Origin of the sequence: Actinomadura latina NBRC 106108, from assembly GCF_001552195.1 — a bacterium.
GTDB lineage: Bacteria > Actinomycetota > Actinomycetes > Streptosporangiales > Streptosporangiaceae > Spirillospora > Spirillospora latina.
Genome location: NZ_BCQS01000012.1, coordinates 335,497 through 354,958 on the forward strand (window position 1 = coordinate 335,497; position 19,462 = coordinate 354,958).

Here is a 19,462-nt window from a genome sequence, read left to right on the forward strand (position 1 = left end):
TCGTTGATCTGCGGCGTGTTGCCCTTATGGGGACGCCTATAAGGGCAACACGCCGCAAGTCGATGGGGGTCAGGCGGGGGAGCGGTCGGCGATGGCCTTTCGGATGCGGTTGAGGACGGTCCTCGGGCTGCGGAACAGGCCGTCCTTGTTGACGCGAATGACGATCCAGCCATGCTCGATCAGACGCCCGTCGCGTTCGATGTCGTAGCTGTACTGCTTGTAGTCCTGCTGGTGGTGAGCGCCCTCGTACTGAATCGCGATCTTGAGCGCCGGGTACGAGAGGTCTGGCCGAGCGAGCCAGACGCCTCGCTCGGTGACGACGTCCTGGTTGACGACGGGACGAGGGAGGCCCGCGTCCACGATGAGGATCCGCAGCCTCGTCTCTGGTGGCGAGTCGCTCTTCTCGTCCAGGTGCGGCATCGCGAACCTGGACCGTCTGACCCCGCGACGCCTGTAGCAGTCCTCGTTGAGGAAGTTGTTGAGCCGTGATCGCGTGGTGAGCCCGTGCCGCAGCATGTGGTCACCAGCGATGATCAGGTCCATGCGCGGCACTGCCGCTGCGAGTTCGAGGAAGAGGCGCTCCGGGCTGACTACCTGCCGGCCGTCCCGCAGGCGCAGATGCGCTGGCGGAATGGTGTAGCTGTGGACCCGCAGTTCCTTGATTCGGGGGACCGTTGAGCTGGCGGACGGGACGGCGGCGTGGATGCGCATGTCCCGGTCAGGCACCGGGACGCCATAGAGCCGTGCGGCCGTCACGCCGCAGAAGACCGCGGCGGATGGAAGGAGTAACCTCGCCGCGTCGCAGCGAAGCCCGAGGTTATCGGGCAGATCAGACTGGACGTACACATCGTAGAATATGCGCCTATATTGCAAGGAACGGAGTTCCTTGGCGGTCAGCCCGGCGCTCTGAGCTTCCGCAATCCGGAATGGCCGTTTTCTTAGACTATCGGGCACCTCTCGGGGGGATCTCACCTTGAAGTCCTACGCCCGTCGATGATCCACAATTAAGCCCGTACGCAAAAGGCATCCAACTCGTAGCCAGATCGTTGATCCCGGATCGTTGAGTTGCGGCGTGTTGCCCCTATCGGCCCCTCCATAAGGGCAACACGCCGCAAGTCGACGGGGATCGTGGAGTTACCTCGGCGGCGCGCATCTCCCAGTGAGATACGCGGCAAGCTGGTCGGTCGGGACTTGGGCCTGCTCTCCGGAATCCATGTCCCGCACCGTGATCACCCCCGCCTCCTCGTCGGATGCCCCGTAGATCAGTGCGAACCGCGCTTTACGGTCTGCGGCCCACTTCAGCTGCTTGGCGAGTTTGCGGCTGGCGGCCAGATACACCTCGGCCCGCATGCCGGCGTCCCGCAATCGTGCGGCGAAACCCATGACCTCGGGCGCGGTGTCCTCAGCGATCACCGTGACCGCGACGTCGATCCGGTGCGCGTCGCCCTCGTCGTCTCCCAGCAGGCCGATGATCCGCTCGACACCGAGCGAGCCGCCGCAGGCCGGGACGTCCGGGCCCCCGAGCGCGGAGATCAACCTGTCGTAGCGCCCGCCGCTGGCGATCGAGCCTGGCATGCCTTCGGCGACCACCTCGAAGATCACCCCGGTGTAGTAGTCAAGCCCCCGGACCAGGCTCGGGGTGAACGCGATCCGGTCCTCGCCCACCTTCGGGGACGCCAATTGCAGTAGGCGGCCGATCTCCTCCAGACCCGCACGTCCAGCCTCGCTGTCCTTAAGCGTTGTCTGCATCCGCTCCACGGCATCGGCGGCCGTCAGGTCACCCACGAGCGCATCGGCGATGTCGGGTGCCAGCGATCGGGTGTCCACCAGTTCGGCCGCGACCTTCTCCGGAGAGAGCTTGTCGAGGGTGATCAGGACCCCGCCGCCGAGGTCGGCGGGAACGCCATAAACCTCCAGCAGACCCGACAGCGCCTGCCGCGAGTTCACCAGCACCCGATAGCCACGCACGCCGACAGCGTCGAGTGCGTCGGTGAGCGCGCACACTACTTCGGCGTCGGCCAGTGGGGACGCCGACCCGACCACGTCCACGTCGCACTGCGCGAACTCGCGGAACCGTCCCTTGCCCGGACGGTCGGCCCGCCACACCGGCCCCATCGCATACCGCTTGTACGGTGTCGGAAGTTGTGAGCCGTAGCTTGCGACGACCCGGGCCAACGGGACGGTCATGTCGTAGCGGAGCGCGAGATCGGCTTCGCCGGTGGCCTCATGTTCCCCGCGCCGCAGGATCTTGAAGATTAGCTTGTCGCCTTCGTCGCCGTATTTGCCGGTCAGAGTCTCCAACCGCTCGAACGCCGGCGTCTGCACCGGCTCGAAGCCGTACCGCTCGAACACCCCGCGGATCGCCGCGAAGACGTGCTCGCGGGTGCGCAGCGCACCGGCGAGGAAGTCGCGGGTGCCCGAAGGGGGCTCGAACTGCTGGGACGCCATGGGAATTCCTGACCAACGTGACCGGGTGATGAGATAAGGCAATTCATGGGAACAGGTCCACATCCGGACGTCGTGCGAGCCGGGGAACCAACGCACTCCGATCGTATAGACGGCACCGCGTCCAGGCCTTGCAACCGTGCATCAGCGCGTCCACCCTTGCCGCGTCGGGGACCCCGATCAGTAGAGGCCCAGGAGAACCTGCCCCGGCCTGGGGTGACCGGGGCAGGGGGCGGGGTGTTGCGGCTCAGATCGGGTTGGCCGGGGTGTCGAGCCAGATTGTTTGCTCGTCGGGTGTGACGGTGATTCCGAAGCGGGTGATGTCCGGGCGGCCCCACTTGAGCCATTGCAGGTAGGCGGCTTCGGTCTCGTCCCATAGGGAGCGGTCGCCTGCCTGTTGAACCTCGTAGTCGGGTTGGCCGGGCTCGTAGTCGACCGAGGCCCACGCGCCCTCGTGGGACTCACGGTCCAGGATCCAGAGCGTCGCCTCGTCGGCTTCGGTGTAGAACTTCGAGATCACGCCCGGTACGAGTGCCGCGATGGTTAAGTCGATGCTCACCGGGCCGTAGGGCAGCGAGCGGGGGTCCAGTCGGGTGCGGCTCACTCGGACGTTCCTCTGGACGGCTTGTGCCCATGATCGGGCCGAGCCGTAGGCAGGGCGTTGTGCGCGCATCACCATGTAGTCGGCCGATCCGCTGAATCTGCCCACGGCCGTGCCGTCGTCGAGCACGTCGAGGCGTAGGACGGCGCCGCAGCCGTACCCCGCTGAGAGCGGGGTCACGATCACGCCGCCGGGGCGCGTCTGCTCCACCCAGGCATTGGGCACACGCGGTACCGCGCATGTTGCGTGTATTCGGTCGTAGGGAGCGCCCTCGGGCCATCCGTCTGCGCCGTCACCGACGATGGTGCGAGGTCCGTAGCCGGCCGACTTGAGTCGTGCGGCGGCCTTAGCCGAGAGCCCTGCGTCGACCTCCACTGTGGTGACGTTGGGAGCACCGACGCGGGCGGACAGCAGTGCGGCCGTCCATCCCGCCCCCGTGCCGATGTCCAGGACGCGATGGTTGTCGAAGGGGTCGAGCTGTTCCAAGAACTCGACCACCATCGTCGGCATGGACAGCGACGAACTGGCCAGTCCTTCACCCTCGGTTCGGCCGTCCTCGAATTGCGTCACCAAGGGCTGGTCGAGCGCCACGACCTCGTCCCACTGGGCGGGGTCGGTCGCGCGGTCAATGCGTGCCCAGGGGCCGGGCCCCAGGTCCGCCCACACCACATCGGGTGTGAACGAACGCCGGGGCACCGCGCCGATGATCTCGTGCCAGTCGGTCACTTACGCTTCCCGTCGGTGGGGTTGCCGTTGGTCTTGTCACCGCTCCCACGGGACCCGCCCTGCGGCTTGTTCCCGTCGGTGCTGGTCTTCCCGTCGCTGTTGTCCTTGTCGTGCTTGCCCATCGTGTTCTCCTTGAGTGTGTCGTTGCGGCTGGTGAACCGCACTGGAACCTCCGGACGGACGGCCATGTGCCGCGCTCGGAACTCCGTCCGCCCGGAGGGGTCTAGTTGGCGAGGCGGCGTCGTCGTTCAGCTCCGCCGGCTCGGGCTCGGCTACTGCGGTAGCCACGATCGTTCGCCGAGGCGACGGAGCCGGAGAGGCTCCTGGTAGGCGGCCCTGGTGTTCTCCAAGGCGGGGCCACCTCGGCGGTCGTGATCGGGGGGCTCATCGGCGCAGCCTCCGGAGCAGTCGCCGGGTTCGGTACACCAGGCCCGGTCCCAGGACGTAACCCGCCATGGCTCCGAAGAGCAGGCACACCGTCCCGAAGAGGAGGATGAGCTGTGCCAACTCTGTGAACTCGCCGCCCATCATGGACGAATCCCGAGGTGAGCCCCGAGGGCATGGGCGATCGTCTCGGCGATCTGCGTGGGGGAGTTGGCCGCGCCGATCGTTGTGCCGGTGGGCGCCCAGGTGAACATCCAGGTACCACCGATGAAGTCGGCGCCGATCTCGGTGAATTTGCTCGGCGACTCCGTGTTGATCACGTACAGCACGGGTGTGCCGCTGCGCGGGACGATGCCGCACGACATCCCGCCGTGCTTGTGCACGGCCTTGTCGAGAGCGGTCAGTGCCGAGCGCCGTCCGCTCATGGCCGTCAGACGATCAATGGCCATCCTCGTGCTACCTCCCGTCGAGGGTCGTGCCTGGATTGCCGCTACGGGTGCATCCGCGACCAGACCCACTTGCCGCCGGCCGGGTCGGCGGTGACGCCGCACTTGGCGGACATGGCCTGGACGATGTGCAAGCCCCAGCCGCCGTTGTCGTCGAACGCCTCCTCGGACAGGTCGAGGTCTTCGAGGGTGAGCTCGGTCATCGGCTTGGCCTTGGGCAACTCGTGGTCGGCGTCCCAGACGGCGATGATGATTCCGAAGGCGTCCCGGCTGAGCTGGAGACGGATCTCCTCGTCCGGCGTCTGGCGGGCCGCGTTCGTGACGAGTTCCGAGACGATGAGAAGCGCGCTGTCGAGAATGCGCGAGTAGTCCCATTTGCGGATCTGTGCGTCCGTGAAGGTACGCGCCAGCCCCACCGCGGAAGGTGTGCCCATAAGGGACATGATCGGCTCTGCGGTCGCCGTCATCGCCATCGTCCTGTCCTTGCCCGAGATTCCGATTTCCTGGGACAAGGATCACCGGAACGTTCTAAGGTTTTCCTGTTACGAAAACAAAGCCAAACAGGAGATGCCGATGCCCATCGTCCGTGATCCCCTAGAACCCAAGATCTCCCTCTGGCACCTTCTGGCCTTCTACCTGCGGTTTCTACGCGAGAAGGCAGGGCTTTCGCTGACTCAGTGCGGAAAAATCATTGGTGTCACGCGGTCGACTGTTTCGAACATTGAGGCAGGCAGGCAGCGTCCGCAGGAGGACCAGCTTGCGAAGCTTGACGAGAAATATGGCACCGGTAGGCTTCTGCAACTGCTGCTCTGGTTTGCCCGAAATGCCCATGACCCCGATTGGGGACGGCAGTTCCTCCGTTACGAGGAACAGGCCGACGCGCTCAGGCTCTACCACGGCAAGACGCTCCCCAGGCCCTTTCAGACCGAGGACTACATGCGCGCCCTCGCCACGGCTGGAAGGCCCCAGGATCCCGACGACACCGTGGCCAGGCTCCTCGCCCGTCAGCAGGTTCTCCTTGATCGAGATAACCCGCCGTTCTTCTACGTGATCCTCGATGAGGAGGCGCTTCGTGCTTGCGTCGGTGGCCCGCCGGTCATGAAGGCACAGCTCATCCACCTCCGGCAGATGATGGACCTTCCCAACGTCATCATCCGTTTCGTCCCGCCTTCGGCCGGTGCACACGAAGGCTTCGATGGTCCATTCCAGATCATCAGCATGGAGAGCAGGGACGTCGCCTATGCGGGTGCCCAGTACGGCGGACGGCTCATCGAGGCGCCCAACGAGATAAGGGATCTGTGGGCTACGTTTGATCGCATCGGCGCGAAGGCCCTCCCGGAAGATGCCTCGCGCGCCCTCGTCGAGCGGTACTTGGAGCAGTACACATGAACGTTCAGTGGCGCAAGAGCACCCACAGCAGCGGTGTCAACGACGAACACTGCGTTGAGCTGGGACGTCTTTCGCCAGGGGCCGGGATCGGGGTGCGGGACAGCAAGGACCCGGATGGGGGGCACCTCACCTTGTCCGTTGCGCAGTTCGCCGGTCTGGTCGAGCAGGTCAAGCAGCACTCCGCCCGCTGACCGTCCCGTCCCGCCCGATGTCCTGACGCTCGTCCGAGGCCGTCGCACCGTTCCTCCTCCGCCCGCGCGTGCGTGAGGCGCCAGAGGCGTGTGAGCGAGGTGCGGCAGCAGGGTGGTCGGATGACGCGGCACGGACCGGGTGAGAACCGGCGCGGCGACATCTTCGAGGACGGCCTCTTCCATCCGGTTCTCCGCACCTTCAACGAAGGTGTCGGGGCCGGGGGATCTCGCTGATCGACGCAACCCTGTCGCGTGGCTGGCTCCATCGGGTTCTGCGCCGTCGCTGCCTCTGTGCCGCCGTCAGCGACTCCATGCTTGGTCCGTGGCCACTCGCACCACGGCCCGCTGCCAAGGACGCCGCCTCACGCTCGCCCCAAGCGACCCCGCGCCGCCCCATTCGGTCTCTGCCTCTCGAACTCCCGGACGCCGCCCTCCTGACCCCGGCGCCGGTCCGGCCTCGGTGCCTGCGACGGACGCTGGTAGGCCCTCATGTGGGCCCCGCGCGGCGGCGTCACCACCACGGCCGTGTTCGACTGCGGCCGACTGGCGCGAGGCGGCGGAACGCGACGTCGTCCGCGCGTTCGTCTCAATGCTCGGCCGGGTTCACCAAGACCTACAACATGGTGCACGACCCAACGTGCATGGAAACGGACATCGTGGAGCTGCGCCAGCTCCACGAGATGATCGATGAGGCGGCGTCGATCGGCTGCTTGAGCTGAACCATGAGCGGTACGCGGCCGAGGTCACCGCTGGTCTTCACGACAGAAGGCGAAGAAGGGCGGGCGCAACCGGACCGCTGATCAAGGTGGCCTCACAAGCGGTCGGCAAACCTCTTGAAGATTGAGTTCACAGTGCTTATAGTGCCTCGCAAGTGACGTTCGCCCTGGTGAGGTTGGTATGGGGTCGAGTGAGTACTGGGTCGACGGCCGGCGCAAGCGGGCCATGACGGTCAGCGGAGCCGGCGGCGGGGCGAGCGACCGCGAATCTCGGAAAGAGGTCGCGGAAGTGGAGTGGAAGCGGTTCCTGGCGCGTGAACTGGCGAAGGCCCCCGTGAGCAACAGCCGTGAACGGCGCAAGGCGAAGAGGCAGCTCCTACGCCGCATCCAGCAGCATCAGTCAGAGAGACTGAGAAGGGTCAATGGATTGTGAGGGCGGGGAGCCGCAACCCCGCGCCTGCCTTGCGGGCGGGGCTTGGCGCTCATGGGTCCGTACGCACGGGCAGACGGCCAAGGGCGTGCTCGTAGGCGGCACGCTCGTGGGCCAGTTCTGACCAGTCGCCGGGTGCTTCGGCGACTTTGAAGCAGTCCTCGCCGGTGAGGTCCCAGATCTCCGACTCCACCCAGCTCAGATGCCGGTACTTGCGCGGGGCCATGGCCTGGGAGCCGAAATCCCAGCCGACCGCCGACACCGGCCGTCCGGCGAACTGCTCGCGGGCCCGCTCGGCATAGCGGGCCCGCGTGATCGTGTCGGGGTGGAGGAACGACAGGTCGAAGCCGTTGTCTCCCAGGCCGAACGCAGCGAGGCCGTACAGGAACGTCGCCTCAATGCCCTGGCTCGTGCAGAACTCGGCGATTCTGGTGGCGCCCACGAGCGTCCCCGCATAGGAGATGACGAAGACGCGCCGGAGCGGGTGGACGTCCAGGAAGCGGCGCAGCGCGGTGATGATCGTCTCGCCGGACGCGACGGTGTCACCGATGAGCAGGGTCTCGGCCGGCGCCTCGAAGCAGCAGTACGGGACGTCGATCCGCGCCGTGTCGTGGGCGACCGCCGTCCGGGACGTGGCGATCAGGTTGGTGGGCAGATTGTGGCCCGTCTCCGCCGAGACGGCTTCCGCGAGTTGGTAGGCGAGGCCCTTGCTGAGGATCACCAGTTCGGCGGTCTCCTCGGACAGGTACTCGTCGGCCAGATGGGCGATGAACCACCGGCTGGAACGGAGGCAGGCCGCGCGAAACCCGGCGCCCATGAGGTTGCGATCGAAGAGCAAGTCCTCAAGGGCCTCGTTGTGGACGAGATAGAGCCGTGGGTCGTCCCCGACGAGTTCCGCGCTGCTCCGTTCCAGCTCGGTGATCAACGGTCAGCGTCCTCTGGCGAGCGACGGCTCGTGCAGGCGCTCCAGGGCGGCCAGCATGGGCGGGTCACCGGGCAGGACGTTGTCGCGGTACTCCGTGATTGCCTCATCGAGCCACTGGGGCATGTGGTCAACATCGCGGACCTTCTGCGGTGCCAGCTCGGGGAGCAGCTCCCCGGCGGTCACGAAATCGTCGACGACCGCGGACGCCAGCGCGGCCACGTGCGGGTGGACGTAGTCGCGGACGAGGACACCGCGGTATTCCAGCTCGTCCGCCCGGTACTTGGAGTTGCGGGGGGCGACGACGATGATCGGGGTGCCGAGGAGGGCCGCGGCGGACATCTCCACCCCGATGCCGATGCCGCGCCGTTCCCGGGCGTCCACGACGACCGCCGTCGCGACCATCACCTGGTACATGTCGCGGCCGAACTGCCCGAGTGTGTTGGACGGGTCGGTGATGGGGTCGTCCGGGTTCAGGAAGACGACCTCGCGCGGGGACGCGCCTTTGGCGACCTCCCGCCGCTCGATGTCGGACCAGCAGAGCTTCTTCTCGTCCGCCGCGCCCTTCATAATGGAGCCGGAGCAGTATATGGATATGTTCATCGATCGTCTCTCCATGTTGTTCTGCCATTGAGCGTGAAATCGGCCATGGTGCCGGCCACGGCCTGCACGTTCGACTTCGCCTCGGCGTAGGTGCGGGCGAGCCGGAATTCGCGTGATCCGCGTACCGCCAGGACGGCGATCCGCAGCGCGTCGAGCGAGGTTTCGTCGTAGGCCCGGTCGATGACGAGTCCGAACGCGGGCAGGGAGCGCAGCCGCAGCAGTTCGTCCCACTCGGCGATGCGGTGGACGAAATCCGCGATGCCGAGCCAGTGCAGCACCGTGTCGAGCCGCCGCGCCGAGCGGAGTCTGCCGTCCATGTCCGCTGAGCTGCGGCTGAGCCCGCAGGTCAGGTCGCCTGCGGGGAGGTCGGTGAGGATGGCGGCGTCCAGGTCGAGGAGGTAGCTGCGCAGGTAGGCGCGGGAAAGGAAGAAGGCGAGCGAGGTGCTTTCGGCGGGTGAGAGAGGCACGGGCAGCGTGCGTTCCACGAACCGCGCGATGAACGCCTGGCCTTCAAGCCGTTCAGGGGTTCGTGCGAGCAGCCGTTCGGCCCGTCCCCGCGGCCGGTGCCATCTGCGTGCGGTCCCGCGCGCGACATGGTGCAGTGCACCGCCGGGCTGCAGAGCCGCGCGCCACAACTCGCCGATTCCGGCGGCCGTTCCGCCGCCGTGCCGGGGAGCCCAGCGGAAATCGGGATCGGCGCAGATGCCCTGTAACCCGGCGTGACGGTAGGGGTTGTTCCGGTCCCGGCGGTACTCGTGGACTTTCATCTCCCGGTAGTCGGCGAGGTCGGGGACCGGGGCGACGTAGCGGAGGGCGCCCGCCCGCACCAGCGGCTCCACGCACCCGAGGAAGATCGGGTACCAGGGGATCTCGAAGATGTAGGACGCGGGGATGAGGAGGTGCCGCTCGGTCAGCAGCAGGGCCAGCCGTGTGGCGTCCAGTGCCTGGGTCAGCGTGAGCGCCGCATGCCTTTCGCCGACGTCGATGCCGTAGCACGCCAGGATTTCCGGATTCGTGTACTGGACGAAGAGCGGCCGTTCGCGCTTGAGGCCACTTCCCGCGGCGGGGGATGACTGCGGCGTGCTCCCCAGCACCGCGGTGACATAGATGTCTCTGGCCGCGACGAACGCGTCGCGTCTCGCCCACACCTGCTGGGTGGGAGCCGGACGTTCCAGCTCCTCACCCATCGTCGTCCAAGGTCAGGGATATGTGCTGGTCCCGGCCCGCGATGAATGCGTTCCGCCCGGTGGTGATGTTCTGCACGACGTGGACGGTGTCCGCGTCCGGTAATGCCTCCCGGATGTGCCTGACGAAGTCCTGGAGTTCAGCCGAAGCCTCCATGTGCTCGGCGAGGAAAGCCGTCAGCAGAGCCGTCCATCTCGCCTGCTCGGCCGACATGGCCGCCTGGTCCGGTGGGAGTCTCCGGCTGACCCTGCCCGCCGACTCCTCGAGTTCCCGGGTCAGGTCCGACTCGGCGGCCTGCGCGCCGCGGCCGACGATCCGTGCGAGCCGGGTCCTCGCGGTGCCCCAGAAATCGGTCGTCATGGCGTCCACGAGGGCCGCCGCGACCGCGCCGGCGAGCCCTGCCAGCGCGGGATCCATGTCGCTGCCCTTCCCGGTCTGCTGCGGTCGCCCGTGTCCCTTATTCAGGTCTCATTATGGGATGGTAATCGCGGATCTTCCAGGGCTATCGCACACAGGTAGGTCGCGGCCAGGGAACATTAACTTCCATTTCGGTCACAAATGGTCGGCTTTCCGGATGTGTCCGCGCGGCCGTAACCCGAACATGTTTCGCGTCGCGGTTGCCGTGCCTGCCGAAACGGGCGGGCATGGACCTGTCTACTTTCGGAGTTTCTGTCCATAAATGTGTGGTCCTGCAGGTGCGTCAGTTGCTGCATAGAGACGCAGATCACGGCCGGGAATTCTCAGTGAATCGGCTGTTCGGCGTTTCGTTCGCAGACAGTCCCGGGGTGGCCGACACCGGTCGCGCGGAGGCTTTGAGAGGCCGGGCGCCGCCAGAGTGTCGGCGGGCTGTGCTTGTGTAGCGTGTACACGGAATCGAGAGGTCGGAGGCGCGGCGTGACCGAGGACGACGGCGGGCTGTTCCCGCAGCCGGGGGACGTGCAGCTCTCGCTGGTGAAAGGGAAGCCCGCAGAGATGAAGCCGCCGCTGGACGTGCCGCAGGCGTTCACGCGTGGCACGTCGTTCGAGGTGCGGGACGGGCTGGAGGAGCTCGTCCGGCGAGACCTGCTCGGGCCGTGGGACGGGCCGACGGAGGAGTTCAAGCCCAAGGCGATGGGCCCGCGCGAGCGGTACCTCGTCGGGATGCTGGGGCCGCGGCCCTCGCCGGCGTCCACGATCGAGAACGCCGACCAGGTGCCCGACACCGAGACCGGCGTGGACGGGGACGCGGCCGAGGGAGGGCTTCCGGAGGTCGTCACCCCGCAGACGCTCGGCAAGATCTGGGCGTCGTCCATGGGGCTGTCCTTCTGCGTCGGCGACGATGTGGACGCGGTCGCGGTCACGGCGACCTGGGGGCGCTACGACCAGCACGAGCAGGAAGGCGAGGACGGCAAGAAGGTCCGGGTCTGGGCGCGGGAGCCGGTCACGCACGAGAAGGAGGTGCGGCTCGACGCGGAGGAGTCCTACAAGATCCCGCTGACCGGGGCGCACGAGGACGCGCCCGGCGTGCTGCTCAGCGTGAACGTCCGGCCGCGGGACGGCAGGCGCGTCGTGGAGGTCGCCCTCGTCAACCAGCAGACGGAGCCGACCGGCAACAAGGACACGGCGTGGCTGTTCCAGCCCGAGCTGACCGTGACGGCTCTCGACGGCGCGAAGGCCGTCTTCCTGCCCGTGGACGACCCGGCCGACGACCTCCAGGCCGTCGGGGACGACGCGGAAGAGCTGCACCTGCGGCTGCTGTACCGCAACGAGCGCCGGTACGCCGCCGGACGCAACGTCGCCGTCCACCCCGACGTCGCGGAAGGGCAGCGGACCGCGCACCGGCTCACCACCACCTGGCTGCCGGTCCACAACGTGCCCGCGACCATCGCGCCGACCGGGCCCGGCACCCCGCTGGAGCACGTCACGCTGTCCATGGACGTCCTCGCCAAGGCCGTACCCGCGCAGCTCAAGCAGGGCCTCCAACCCCTGGTCGACGGCTACAACACCTGGCTGGACGCGCGGGAAGCCGAGATCCCGGGGCTGCCGGACGGGCTCAAGGATGCCGCGCGCAGGGCCGTCCACGACGCGCGAAGAGCGGCCAACCGCATCGAGGCCGGAATCAGGCTGCTGTCCGACGAGACCAGTCCCGGGCACAAGGAAGCCCTGGCCGCCTTCCACTTCGCCAACGAGGCGATGGCCCTGCAGCGCCGCCACACCGCGCTCGTCCCGCACCGCGAAGAGGGCCTCGGCTATGGCGAGGCACTCCGGCAGATCGACGCGCAGGGGGAGAAGGCCGCGAGCTGGCGCCCGTTCCAGCTCGCGTTCGTCCTGCTCAACCTGCCGTCGCTGACCGACCCCGGCCACCCCGAGCGCACGGCCGACGCCGCCGCCCTCGTCGACCTGCTCTTCTTCCCGACCGGCGGTGGCAAGACCGAGGCGTACCTGGGCCTGACCGCCTACACGTTCGCGATCCGGCGGCTACAGCGCACGCTCGGCACGGCCGAGGACGCCCGCGACGGAATGGCCGGCGTCGCCGTCCTCATGCGGTACACGCTCCGGCTGCTCACCGCCCAGCAGTTCCAGCGGGCCGCCGCCCTCGTGTGCGCCGCCGAGGTCATCCGGCGGCGCGATCCGGCCACGTGGGGGGACGAGCGGTTCCGCATCGGGCTGTGGGTCGGCGCAGGAGTGTCGCCCAACTGGTTCGAGGACGCCAAGGACCAGATCATCGAGGCCCGCGACCAGGGAAGCGGCCACCGCGCCAACGTCCTGCAGACGCTCGCCTGCCCCTGGTGCGGCGAAGGGCTGCGCGCCGAACGCGACCTGCACATCGACGACGACCGGCGCCGCATCCTGCTCTACTGCCCGCGCGGTGAAGGGGACGCCTGCCCGTTCTCGCGCAAGGTGGCCGCGGGCGAGGGGCTGCCGATCCTGACCGTGGACGAGGAGATCTACCGGTACGCGCCGAGCCTGGTCATCGCCACCGTCGACAAGCTGGCCCAGCTCCCCTGGAGGGGCTACGCCGGGATCCTGTTCGGACGCACCCGGAGTCACTGCGACCGGCACGGCTTCCGCCACGACGACCTCGACGACAAGACCGGGTGCGCGAGCAAGCACAACAAGAAGGGCCCGCTGCCGGCCGTCAGCGCCCGTCCCGTCATGCGGCTCCGCCCGCCCGACCTGATCATCCAGGACGAGCTGCATCTCATCTCCGGTGCGCTCGGCACGACCGTCGGCCTGTTCGAGGCGGCCGTCGCGGAACTGTCGTCCTGGCCGCACCGGGGAAGCCGCACCGGCCCGAAGATCGTCGCGTCGACCGCCACCACCAAGCGGGCCCGCGAGCAGGTCCGCGGCGTCTTCGGCCGCGAGCTGGCCGTGTTCCCGCCGCAGGTCATCGACGTCGCCGACACCTTCTTCTCCCGCCAGGAACCGATCACGCGGAAGACGCCGGGGCGGAGATACCTGGGCATCTGCGCGCACGGCGTCCGCATCAAGTCGGCCGAGATCAGGCTCGCCGAGATCCTGCTGCTCGCCGGGCAGACGCTCTTCGACAAGTACGGCGAACCCGCCGACCCGTACATGACGATGGTCGGCTACTTCAACGCCACCCGGGAGCTGGCCGGAATGCGCCGGTACCTGGACGACGACGTGACGACACGCGTCCGCCGGCACGGCAGGGCCAAGGGGCTGTCCGACCGGATCGTGCAGCGTGGCGGCATGCTGACCATCCAGGAGCTGACGTCCCGCATCTCGTCCGGTGACATCAGCGACGTGCTCAAGTTGCTGGAGCACGGCTTCGACCCCGACCTCGACACCAGCCGGCGCCGCGCCGAGACGGTGAACGACATGCGGCGGCATCTACAGGAGCGCCGGGACTCCAAGGCCAAGGTCGTCCCCGCCCATCCGCTCGCGCAGCGGTTCTACGACCGGGGCCGCGACGGGCTCCAGCCGGTGGACGTGGTGCTCGCGACCTCCATGCTGCAGGTCGGCGTGGACGTGTCCCGCTTCGGCCTGATGGTCATGGTCGGGCAGCCCAAGAACACCGCCGAGTACATCCAGGCGTCCTCCCGCGTCGGGCGCGACGCCGAACGCCCCGGCCTGGTCGTCACGCTCTACAACTGGTCACGTCCCCGCGACCTCGCCCACTACGAGGACTTCGAGCACTACCACTCCACCTTCTACCGGCAGGTCGAAGCCCTCTCCGTCACGCCCTACACGCGCCGCTCCCTCGACCGGGGCACGGCCGGAACGCTGGTCGCCGCGGTCCGGCACGCCGCCGACGAGTTCTCCCGCAACCCCGACGCGTTCGACGTCGACCGGTCCGACCCCCGCGTCCAGGAGATCATCGACCGGATGCTGGACCGCGCCGAAGCCGTCGCCGGAACGCGCGGACGCGACTACATGAACGAGCGGGTCCAGGTCGTCCTGGACGCGTGGGAGAGCCAGAAGTCCGGCGGCAGCGCCCGGCTCGGCTACCAGGACGGAACCTGGAACAAGCAGACGATCAAGGGGCTGCTGCGCAAGGCGGGCAGCGGCCGGTGGGAGACGATGACCGCCGGCATGTCCATGCGGGAGACCGAGAACGAGATCAACCTGCTGTTCCCGGGCGGCGAGGCGATCTACCACCCCCTCTACAACGAACCGGACTGGTCGTTCGGCCCGCCCGCCGAACCCGACGAGGACGAGCCCGAAGGCGACGAACTCGGACAGTCCACCCTCGACGCCGCGACCGGACGGGAGACCCGATGACCGAGCCCGCGATCTTCCGCCGCCGCGTCGGCAGCGTCCGCCCGAGCCACCTCATGTTCACCAGCGGCGTCGGGGCACTGGTCGACCTGCCGAACTTCTCCGTCCTGGTCAAGGGCCTGGACGACTGGAACCACCAGGGCCTGCCCGAGGCGATGCCGATCGCCGAGCCGCGCCTGCTCGCCGCCGTCCAGCAGAGCATCGGCAAGAGCGTCCAGAAACTGATGCCGGCCCCCTGGATGGAGGGCCTCGACAAGGACCCGATGGGTCCGGCGTCCAGGATCGGCGTGCCCGTCGCGCCCTTCCCCGGCTGGCTGCGCTGCACCCACTGCAACGAGCTGGGCGGCCTCGACTCGGGCATCTTCCGCTTCGAGAACACCAAGCCGCGCAAGCCGCACGAAGCCCGCTTCTTCCACGAGAAATGCAAGAAGCGCAAGCCCCTGGCGGTGGCGGCCCGATTCGTGCTGACCTGCACCAACGGGCACCTCGACGACTTCCCGTACGCGCACTTCGTGCACCGCGGCGAGACGTGCGTCAAGGCCAGCCACCCGCGGCTCCGGATGGAGGACCGCGGCGGCAACCTCGGCGCCAACGTCGAGATCAAATGCGTGAACTGCGGGGAGCACCGCAACATCCGCGACGCGCAGGGCAAGCGGGGCGAGGAGAACCTGCCCAGCTGCCGGGGCCGCCATCCGCACCTGGCCACCTTCGACCCGCAGGGCTGCGACAAGCGTCCGAAGCTCCTTGTCGTCGGCGCCTCCAACCAGTGGTTCGCCAAGGGCCTCGCGGCCTTGGCCGTCCCGCAATCGGGCGCAAGCGCGCTGGACGCCAAGGTCGAGAAGAACTGGGGCGCCATCAAGGACCTCCCCGAGGCGATGTACGCGTGGGCCCGCGAGAACGCGCCGGCCTTCAAGGAACTCGACCAGTGGAGCGAGGAGGAGATCTCCGAGGCGGTCGCCAGGCATCGCGCCAAGCTCGAAGGAGCGCGCGATGAAAAGGCGGACAAGAACCCCGACCTGCGCACTGCGGAGTGGGAGGTGTTCTCCGCCGCCAAGCTGCCCGACCCGAACGACGACTTCACCCTCCGTCGCGCCTTCCAGCCCGTCCCGGACGAACTGACCGGCATCTACGCCGACGTCGTCCAAGCCGAGAGGCTCCGTGAGGTTCGCGCCCTGATCGGCTTCACGCGGCTGGACGCCCCGGACCCCGAAGACCCGAACCTCGTCAAACTCGTCCAGCTATCCAGGTCCAAGCCCGCCTGGGTGCCGGCCAGCGAGGTGCGCGGCGAGGGCATCTTCCTCAAGGTCCCCGAAGACCTCCTTCAGGCGTGGGAGGAGCGCGTCGAGAAAACCGAGGCGATGCGCCTGCACCGCGAGGCGTACGCACGGCACCGCCGCAACCGCTACTCCGACCGCATCGCCACCATGTCGGACTTCGACGAGATGGCGCACTGGCCGGGCGCCCGCTTCATCGCCCTGCACCCCCTCTCCCACCTGCTGATCCGCACGATCTCCCTCGAATGCGGATACAGCTCGGCGAGCCTGTCCGAACGCATCTACTCCGGCACCGACGACGATCCGCACCGCAGCGGCATCCTCATCTACACGGCGGTCCCCGACGCCGAAGGCACCCTCGGCGGGCTCGTCTCCCTGGCCGAGCCCGACCAGCTCGTCCGGCTGACCCGCCGCGCCCTCGCCGACGCGCGGCACTGCTCGTCCGACCCGCTGTGCGCCGAACGCCTCCCGCAAGCACCCGCCGACTTCCTGCACGGCGCCGCCTGCCACGTCTGCCTGTTCGTCTCCGAGACGACCTGCGAACGCGGCAACAAGTTCCTCGACCGCCGCTTCGTCGTCCCCGTCGGCGACACCGACCTCGCCCTCTACCCGGAGCTGCCGTGAACGGGTTCGACGATGAGGATGACGACGACGCCGACCTCGGCCTGAATCCCCTCGACCGGTTCGAGCGGGGCGCCCGCGAAGCCGCCATGCGGATCGGCCCGGACGGTCTCCGCGCCATGGCCGAGAAGTTCGACTGGTGGCCGACCGCCTCGTCCGTCCGGGCGTGCGTGCCCGGATCGGAGGACGAGGCGGACGCGCTCATCGCCGCCTCCCGGCAGGAAGACCTTCCCGGGCGGGCCGTCGCGGCGTACCTCCGCGGCGTCGCGGCGGCGAAGGAGCAGGCGGCCGTCCAGGTGGAGTCGGTGTGGAGCGGGCCGACCAGCCATGCGGTACCGGTCCGGGCGACCGCTCGGGTGCTGTCCCAGGTCGTTGGACGCGCACGGCATGAGTTGCTGCTGATGACGTACTCCGCGAAGCCGTATCAGCCGTTGCGGGACGCGCTCAGTGGCGCACTCGCGCTGGGTGTCGCCGTGCGGGTCGTGGTGGAGACGCTGCAGGGGGCGGGCAGCGCGATCTCCGGAGAGGAGCCTGCCGCGGCCTTCCACGGGCTCGGAGTGGAGCTGTGGCACTGGCCCGTCGCGCGAAGGGACGACGACAAGGGGCGGATGCACGCCAAGATCGCGGTCGCCGATCGCCGTGAGCTCCTCGTCTCCAGCGCCAACCTCACCCAGTCCGGGGTGAACAGCAACATCGAGGCCGGGCTGCTCGTCCGCGGCGGCACGGCTCCCGAGCGTGCCGCCGAGCACTTCGACGCGCTGCGGGCCGCCGGAATCCTGGAGCGCCTGTGACCGAGCACAAGCCGCCGCCGTCCAACCACGAGGTGGGCGGGACCGACGCCGGGCAGACCGAGGTGGGTGCGGACGCGAGGGCGGCGTCAGCCAGTGGGGCCGGGGTGAGCGCGATCCAGAGCGGGATGCCCGCGGTCCGCGGTGGTGTGGTCGCGGGCGTGGCCGGGGCGCTGGTCAGTGCGGCGGACATCGCGCGGCTGAGCGGGTTCGGACGGGCCGCGGTTTCCAACTGGCGGCGGCGGTATGAGGATTTTCCGCGGCCCGTCGGCGGGACGGCCAACAGTCCGCTGTTCGCGTTGGCGGACGTGGAGACCTGGCTGGCGGGTCAGGGGAAGCCGCTGACGCTGACGCCGGAGGAGCGGCTGTGGCAGCTTCTGCGCGCCACAACGGACGACCTCGGCCTCGGTGGTGTGGTCGGTGACCTGGGGGTCGACGTTTACCTGGGGGAGCGCGCGGCGGTGGCTCCCGCGAGCCTGGTGGCGGCGGCGCGGGAACTGCGGGAGCGCGGAGGGGCGGCGACGTTCGAGTACCTCGTCCGGCGGCTCGTCGAGGCCCATGCCCGGCGGATCGTCCCCACCCCGGAGCGGACGGCGCGGCTCATGGCGCGGCTCGTCCAGGTGAAGGGACGCGCGGTGTACGACCCGGCGTGCGGCCTCGGCGACCTGCTGCTCGCCGCGCAGAACGGTGGCGCGGCCCGGCTCGCAGGGCAGGACCGCGAGCCGTACGGGGCCGACATCACGCGCACGCGGCTTCGCCTGAACGGCGACGGCCGCGGCGGTGGTGGAGGCGAGGGGGTCCGGGTCGTGACCGGAGATTCGCTGGGGGCTGACGGGTTCTCTGGCGAGCGTTCTGACGTCGCCCTGTGTGATCCGCCGTTCGGTGATCGGGCATGGGGATATGAAGAGCTGACCGGTGATCCCCGTTGGATCCATGGGCTGCCGCCGCGTGGCGAGCCCGAACTGGCCTGGGTGCAGCACGTCCTGTGGCATCTGCGGCCGGGGGGCGAGGCGGCCGTGCTGATGCCGCCGGCCGCCGCGCACCGCCGCTCCGGCCGCCGGGTCCGGGCCGGGCTGCTGCGCACCGGCACCCTGCGGGCCGTGCTGGAGCTGCCCGCCGGTGCGGCGGCGGGGTCACCCGCCGCGCCGCACCTGTGGCTGCTGCGCCGTCCCGACGGTGCGGAACCTGTCCCCGGCCATGTGTTCTTCCTCGACGCGTCCGGCGAGCTCGATGATGCGGTGGTCGAGTGCTGGGCCGGGTTCCTCCGCGGGGACGGCCCGGGGGCTGGGCGGGCCGTCCCGGTGATCGATCTGCTGGACGACGCGGTCGACCTCACCCCGGCGCGGCTCCTGCGCGGCGGCGCGGACGTGCGGGCCGAATTCGAGGAGGCGCACGGCCGCCTCCGCGAGCGGCTGGCCGAGGTCAATGCGCTGGTGGACGGGCTGGCCCCGCTGGGCGAGGCCGCCAAGCACACGATGACGACGCTGGCCGAACTGATCCAGAATGGGACCGCTGATCTACTGCATCCACCTCTCAAGATGGAACTCGGAACCGGTGAGATACCCGTTCTGACCGGCAAGGACATCATGCTTGGGCGTGGCCCGTCCGCCCGTACCGCGGCTGCTCCCGGCCTCCTGCTGCTCCGTCCGGGGGATGTGGCCGTCGCGCAGAGCGGGCGGCAGGTTCACCCGCGAGTGGTCGAAACCGGCGGTGCCGCGGCCGGCCCGCAGGTGCAGGTGTTCCGTGCCGATGAGACCCGAATCGACCCCTACTTCCTTGCCTGCTACCTGCATGCGGCCGGGCTGGCCGGCGCCGCGTCCACGTCGTCCCGTGCCGATCTCCGCCGGACGCCCATCCCGCGCCTGCCGATCGAGGAGCAGCGAGCCCACGGGGCCGCCCACCGCAGGCTCGTCAAGCTGTCCGCGGCGCTGCGCGAGCTGGCGGACGCCGGGGACGCGGCGGTGGCACTCGGAATCGAGGGTCTCGGTGGCGGCGGGCTCCGGCCGGACGGTTGAATAG

At 68.8% G+C, this 19,462-nt stretch carries 16 protein-coding genes; 6 read left to right on the forward strand and 10 right to left on the reverse strand.

The genetic code is table 11. The annotated features are described in order from the left end of the window. Positions 1-69: 69 nt before the first annotated feature. The 6 genes from AL2_RS19280 to AL2_RS19300 all read right to left on the reverse strand — a co-directional run bounded on the left by AL2_RS19280 (position 70) and on the right by AL2_RS19300 (position 5,036). A complete protein-coding gene (locus tag AL2_RS19280; RefSeq protein ID WP_157438243.1) occupies positions 70-846 on the reverse strand; it encodes an endonuclease domain-containing protein in 777 nt (258 codons plus the stop codon). Between the two features lie 288 nt (positions 847-1,134). Further along, positions 1,135-2,448: a histidine--tRNA ligase gene (hisS, locus tag AL2_RS19285; RefSeq protein ID WP_067635278.1), complete on the reverse strand. Its 1,314-nt coding sequence runs from the start codon at positions 2,446-2,448 to the stop codon at positions 1,135-1,137. Between the two features lie 244 nt (positions 2,449-2,692). Continuing rightward, positions 2,693-3,772, reverse strand: coding sequence for a methyltransferase domain-containing protein (locus AL2_RS19290; protein WP_067635279.1), 1,080 nt, complete (start codon positions 3,770-3,772; stop codon positions 2,693-2,695). Then, complete coding sequence (locus AL2_RS37550; RefSeq protein WP_157438244.1) at positions 3,769-3,936, reverse strand: hypothetical protein; 168 nt, start codon at positions 3,934-3,936, stop codon at positions 3,769-3,771. The genes AL2_RS19290 and AL2_RS37550 overlap by 4 nt, the downstream gene beginning before the upstream one ends. A gap of 363 nt (positions 3,937-4,299) precedes the next feature. After that, on the reverse strand, positions 4,300-4,581 hold the full coding sequence (locus AL2_RS19295) for a hypothetical protein (protein ID WP_067635280.1): 282 nt from the start codon (positions 4,579-4,581) through the stop codon (positions 4,300-4,302). A 65-nt stretch (positions 4,582-4,646) separates the two neighbouring features. Continuing rightward, positions 4,647-5,036, reverse strand: coding sequence for an ATP-binding protein (locus tag AL2_RS19300; protein WP_157438245.1), 390 nt, complete (start codon positions 5,034-5,036; stop codon positions 4,647-4,649). A gap of 7 nt (positions 5,037-5,043) precedes the next feature. Between AL2_RS19300 and AL2_RS19305 the strand changes: the two genes are divergently transcribed. Together AL2_RS19305 and AL2_RS36500 are read left to right on the forward strand one after the other, a co-directional pair. Further along, positions 5,044-5,991, forward strand: coding sequence for a helix-turn-helix domain-containing protein (locus AL2_RS19305; RefSeq protein WP_157438246.1), 948 nt, complete (start codon positions 5,044-5,046; stop codon positions 5,989-5,991). After that, positions 5,988-6,182, forward strand: a complete 195-nt coding sequence (locus tag AL2_RS36500) for a DUF397 domain-containing protein (RefSeq protein ID WP_083946674.1) — start codon at positions 5,988-5,990, stop codon at positions 6,180-6,182. Before AL2_RS19305 ends, AL2_RS36500 begins: the two co-directional genes overlap by 4 nt. A gap of 1,198 nt (positions 6,183-7,380) precedes the next feature. Here the strand turns inward: AL2_RS36500 and AL2_RS19315 are convergent. The 4 genes from AL2_RS19315 to AL2_RS19330 are packed head-to-tail and all read right to left on the reverse strand — an operon-like array spanning position 7,381 to position 10,455. Then, positions 7,381-8,253 (reverse strand): hypothetical protein, encoded by an 873-nt coding sequence (locus AL2_RS19315; RefSeq protein ID WP_067635284.1) that lies wholly within the window; start codon positions 8,251-8,253, stop codon positions 7,381-7,383. A 3-nt stretch (positions 8,254-8,256) separates the two neighbouring features. Next, on the reverse strand, positions 8,257-8,853 hold the full coding sequence (locus AL2_RS19320; protein ID WP_157438247.1) for a hypothetical protein: 597 nt from the start codon (positions 8,851-8,853) through the stop codon (positions 8,257-8,259). Continuing rightward, on the reverse strand, positions 8,850-10,040 hold the full coding sequence (locus AL2_RS19325; RefSeq protein WP_067635286.1) for a hypothetical protein: 1,191 nt from the start codon (positions 10,038-10,040) through the stop codon (positions 8,850-8,852). The genes AL2_RS19320 and AL2_RS19325 overlap by 4 nt, the downstream gene beginning before the upstream one ends. Beyond that, a complete protein-coding gene (locus AL2_RS19330; RefSeq protein ID WP_067635287.1) occupies positions 10,033-10,455 on the reverse strand; it encodes a hypothetical protein in 423 nt (140 codons plus the stop codon). Before AL2_RS19330 ends, AL2_RS19325 begins: the two co-directional genes overlap by 8 nt. Positions 10,456-10,932: 477 nt before the next feature. On the opposite strand from AL2_RS19330, the gene drmA reads away from it, so the two are divergent. Genes drmA through AL2_RS19350 form a run of 4 tightly spaced genes read left to right on the forward strand, consistent with a single transcriptional unit; the run spans position 10,933 to position 19,458 of the window. Then, positions 10,933-14,763 carry a DISARM system helicase DrmA gene (gene drmA, locus AL2_RS19335; protein ID WP_067635288.1) on the forward strand — a complete coding sequence of 1,277 codons (3,831 nt, stop codon included), beginning with the start codon at positions 10,933-10,935 and terminating at the stop codon, positions 14,761-14,763. After that, positions 14,760-16,658, forward strand: a complete 1,899-nt coding sequence (gene drmB / locus AL2_RS19340) for a DUF1998 domain-containing protein (RefSeq protein WP_067635289.1) — start codon at positions 14,760-14,762, stop codon at positions 16,656-16,658. The genes drmA and drmB overlap by 4 nt, the downstream gene beginning before the upstream one ends. Continuing rightward, positions 16,655-17,446, forward strand: coding sequence for a DISARM system phospholipase D-like protein DrmC (gene drmC, locus AL2_RS19345; protein WP_245666728.1), 792 nt, complete (start codon positions 16,655-16,657; stop codon positions 17,444-17,446). Before drmB ends, drmC begins: the two co-directional genes overlap by 4 nt. Beyond that, positions 17,443-19,458 (forward strand): N-6 DNA methylase, encoded by a 2,016-nt coding sequence (locus AL2_RS19350; RefSeq protein WP_245666729.1) that lies wholly within the window; start codon positions 17,443-17,445, stop codon positions 19,456-19,458. The genes drmC and AL2_RS19350 overlap by 4 nt, the downstream gene beginning before the upstream one ends. Positions 19,459-19,462: the final 4 nt, after the last annotated feature.

Excerpts from the sequence above, each read along its gene's own strand:
- drmB (WP_067635289.1), top strand. The coding sequence starts at position 14,760 with ATGACCGAGCCCGCGATCTTCCGCCGCCGCGTCGGCAGCGTCCGCCCG.
- AL2_RS19305 (WP_157438246.1), top strand. The coding sequence starts at position 5,044 with ATGATCGGCTCTGCGGTCGCCGTCATCGCCATCGTCCTGTCCTTGCCC.
- AL2_RS19300 (WP_157438245.1), bottom strand. The coding sequence starts at position 5,036 with ATGGGCACACCTTCCGCGGTGGGGCTGGCGCGTACCTTCACGGACGCA.
- AL2_RS19325 (WP_067635286.1), bottom strand. The coding sequence starts at position 10,040 with ATGGGTGAGGAGCTGGAACGTCCGGCTCCCACCCAGCAGGTGTGGGCG.
- AL2_RS19295 (WP_067635280.1), bottom strand. The coding sequence starts at position 4,581 with ATGAGCGGACGGCGCTCGGCACTGACCGCTCTCGACAAGGCCGTGCAC.
- AL2_RS36500 (WP_083946674.1), top strand. The coding sequence starts at position 5,988 with ATGAACGTTCAGTGGCGCAAGAGCACCCACAGCAGCGGTGTCAACGAC.
- AL2_RS19330 (WP_067635287.1), bottom strand. The coding sequence starts at position 10,455 with ATGGATCCCGCGCTGGCAGGGCTCGCCGGCGCGGTCGCGGCGGCCCTC.
- AL2_RS19320 (WP_157438247.1), bottom strand. The coding sequence starts at position 8,853 with ATGAACATATCCATATACTGCTCCGGCTCCATTATGAAGGGCGCGGCG.
- hisS (WP_067635278.1), bottom strand. The coding sequence starts at position 2,448 with ATGGCGTCCCAGCAGTTCGAGCCCCCTTCGGGCACCCGCGACTTCCTC.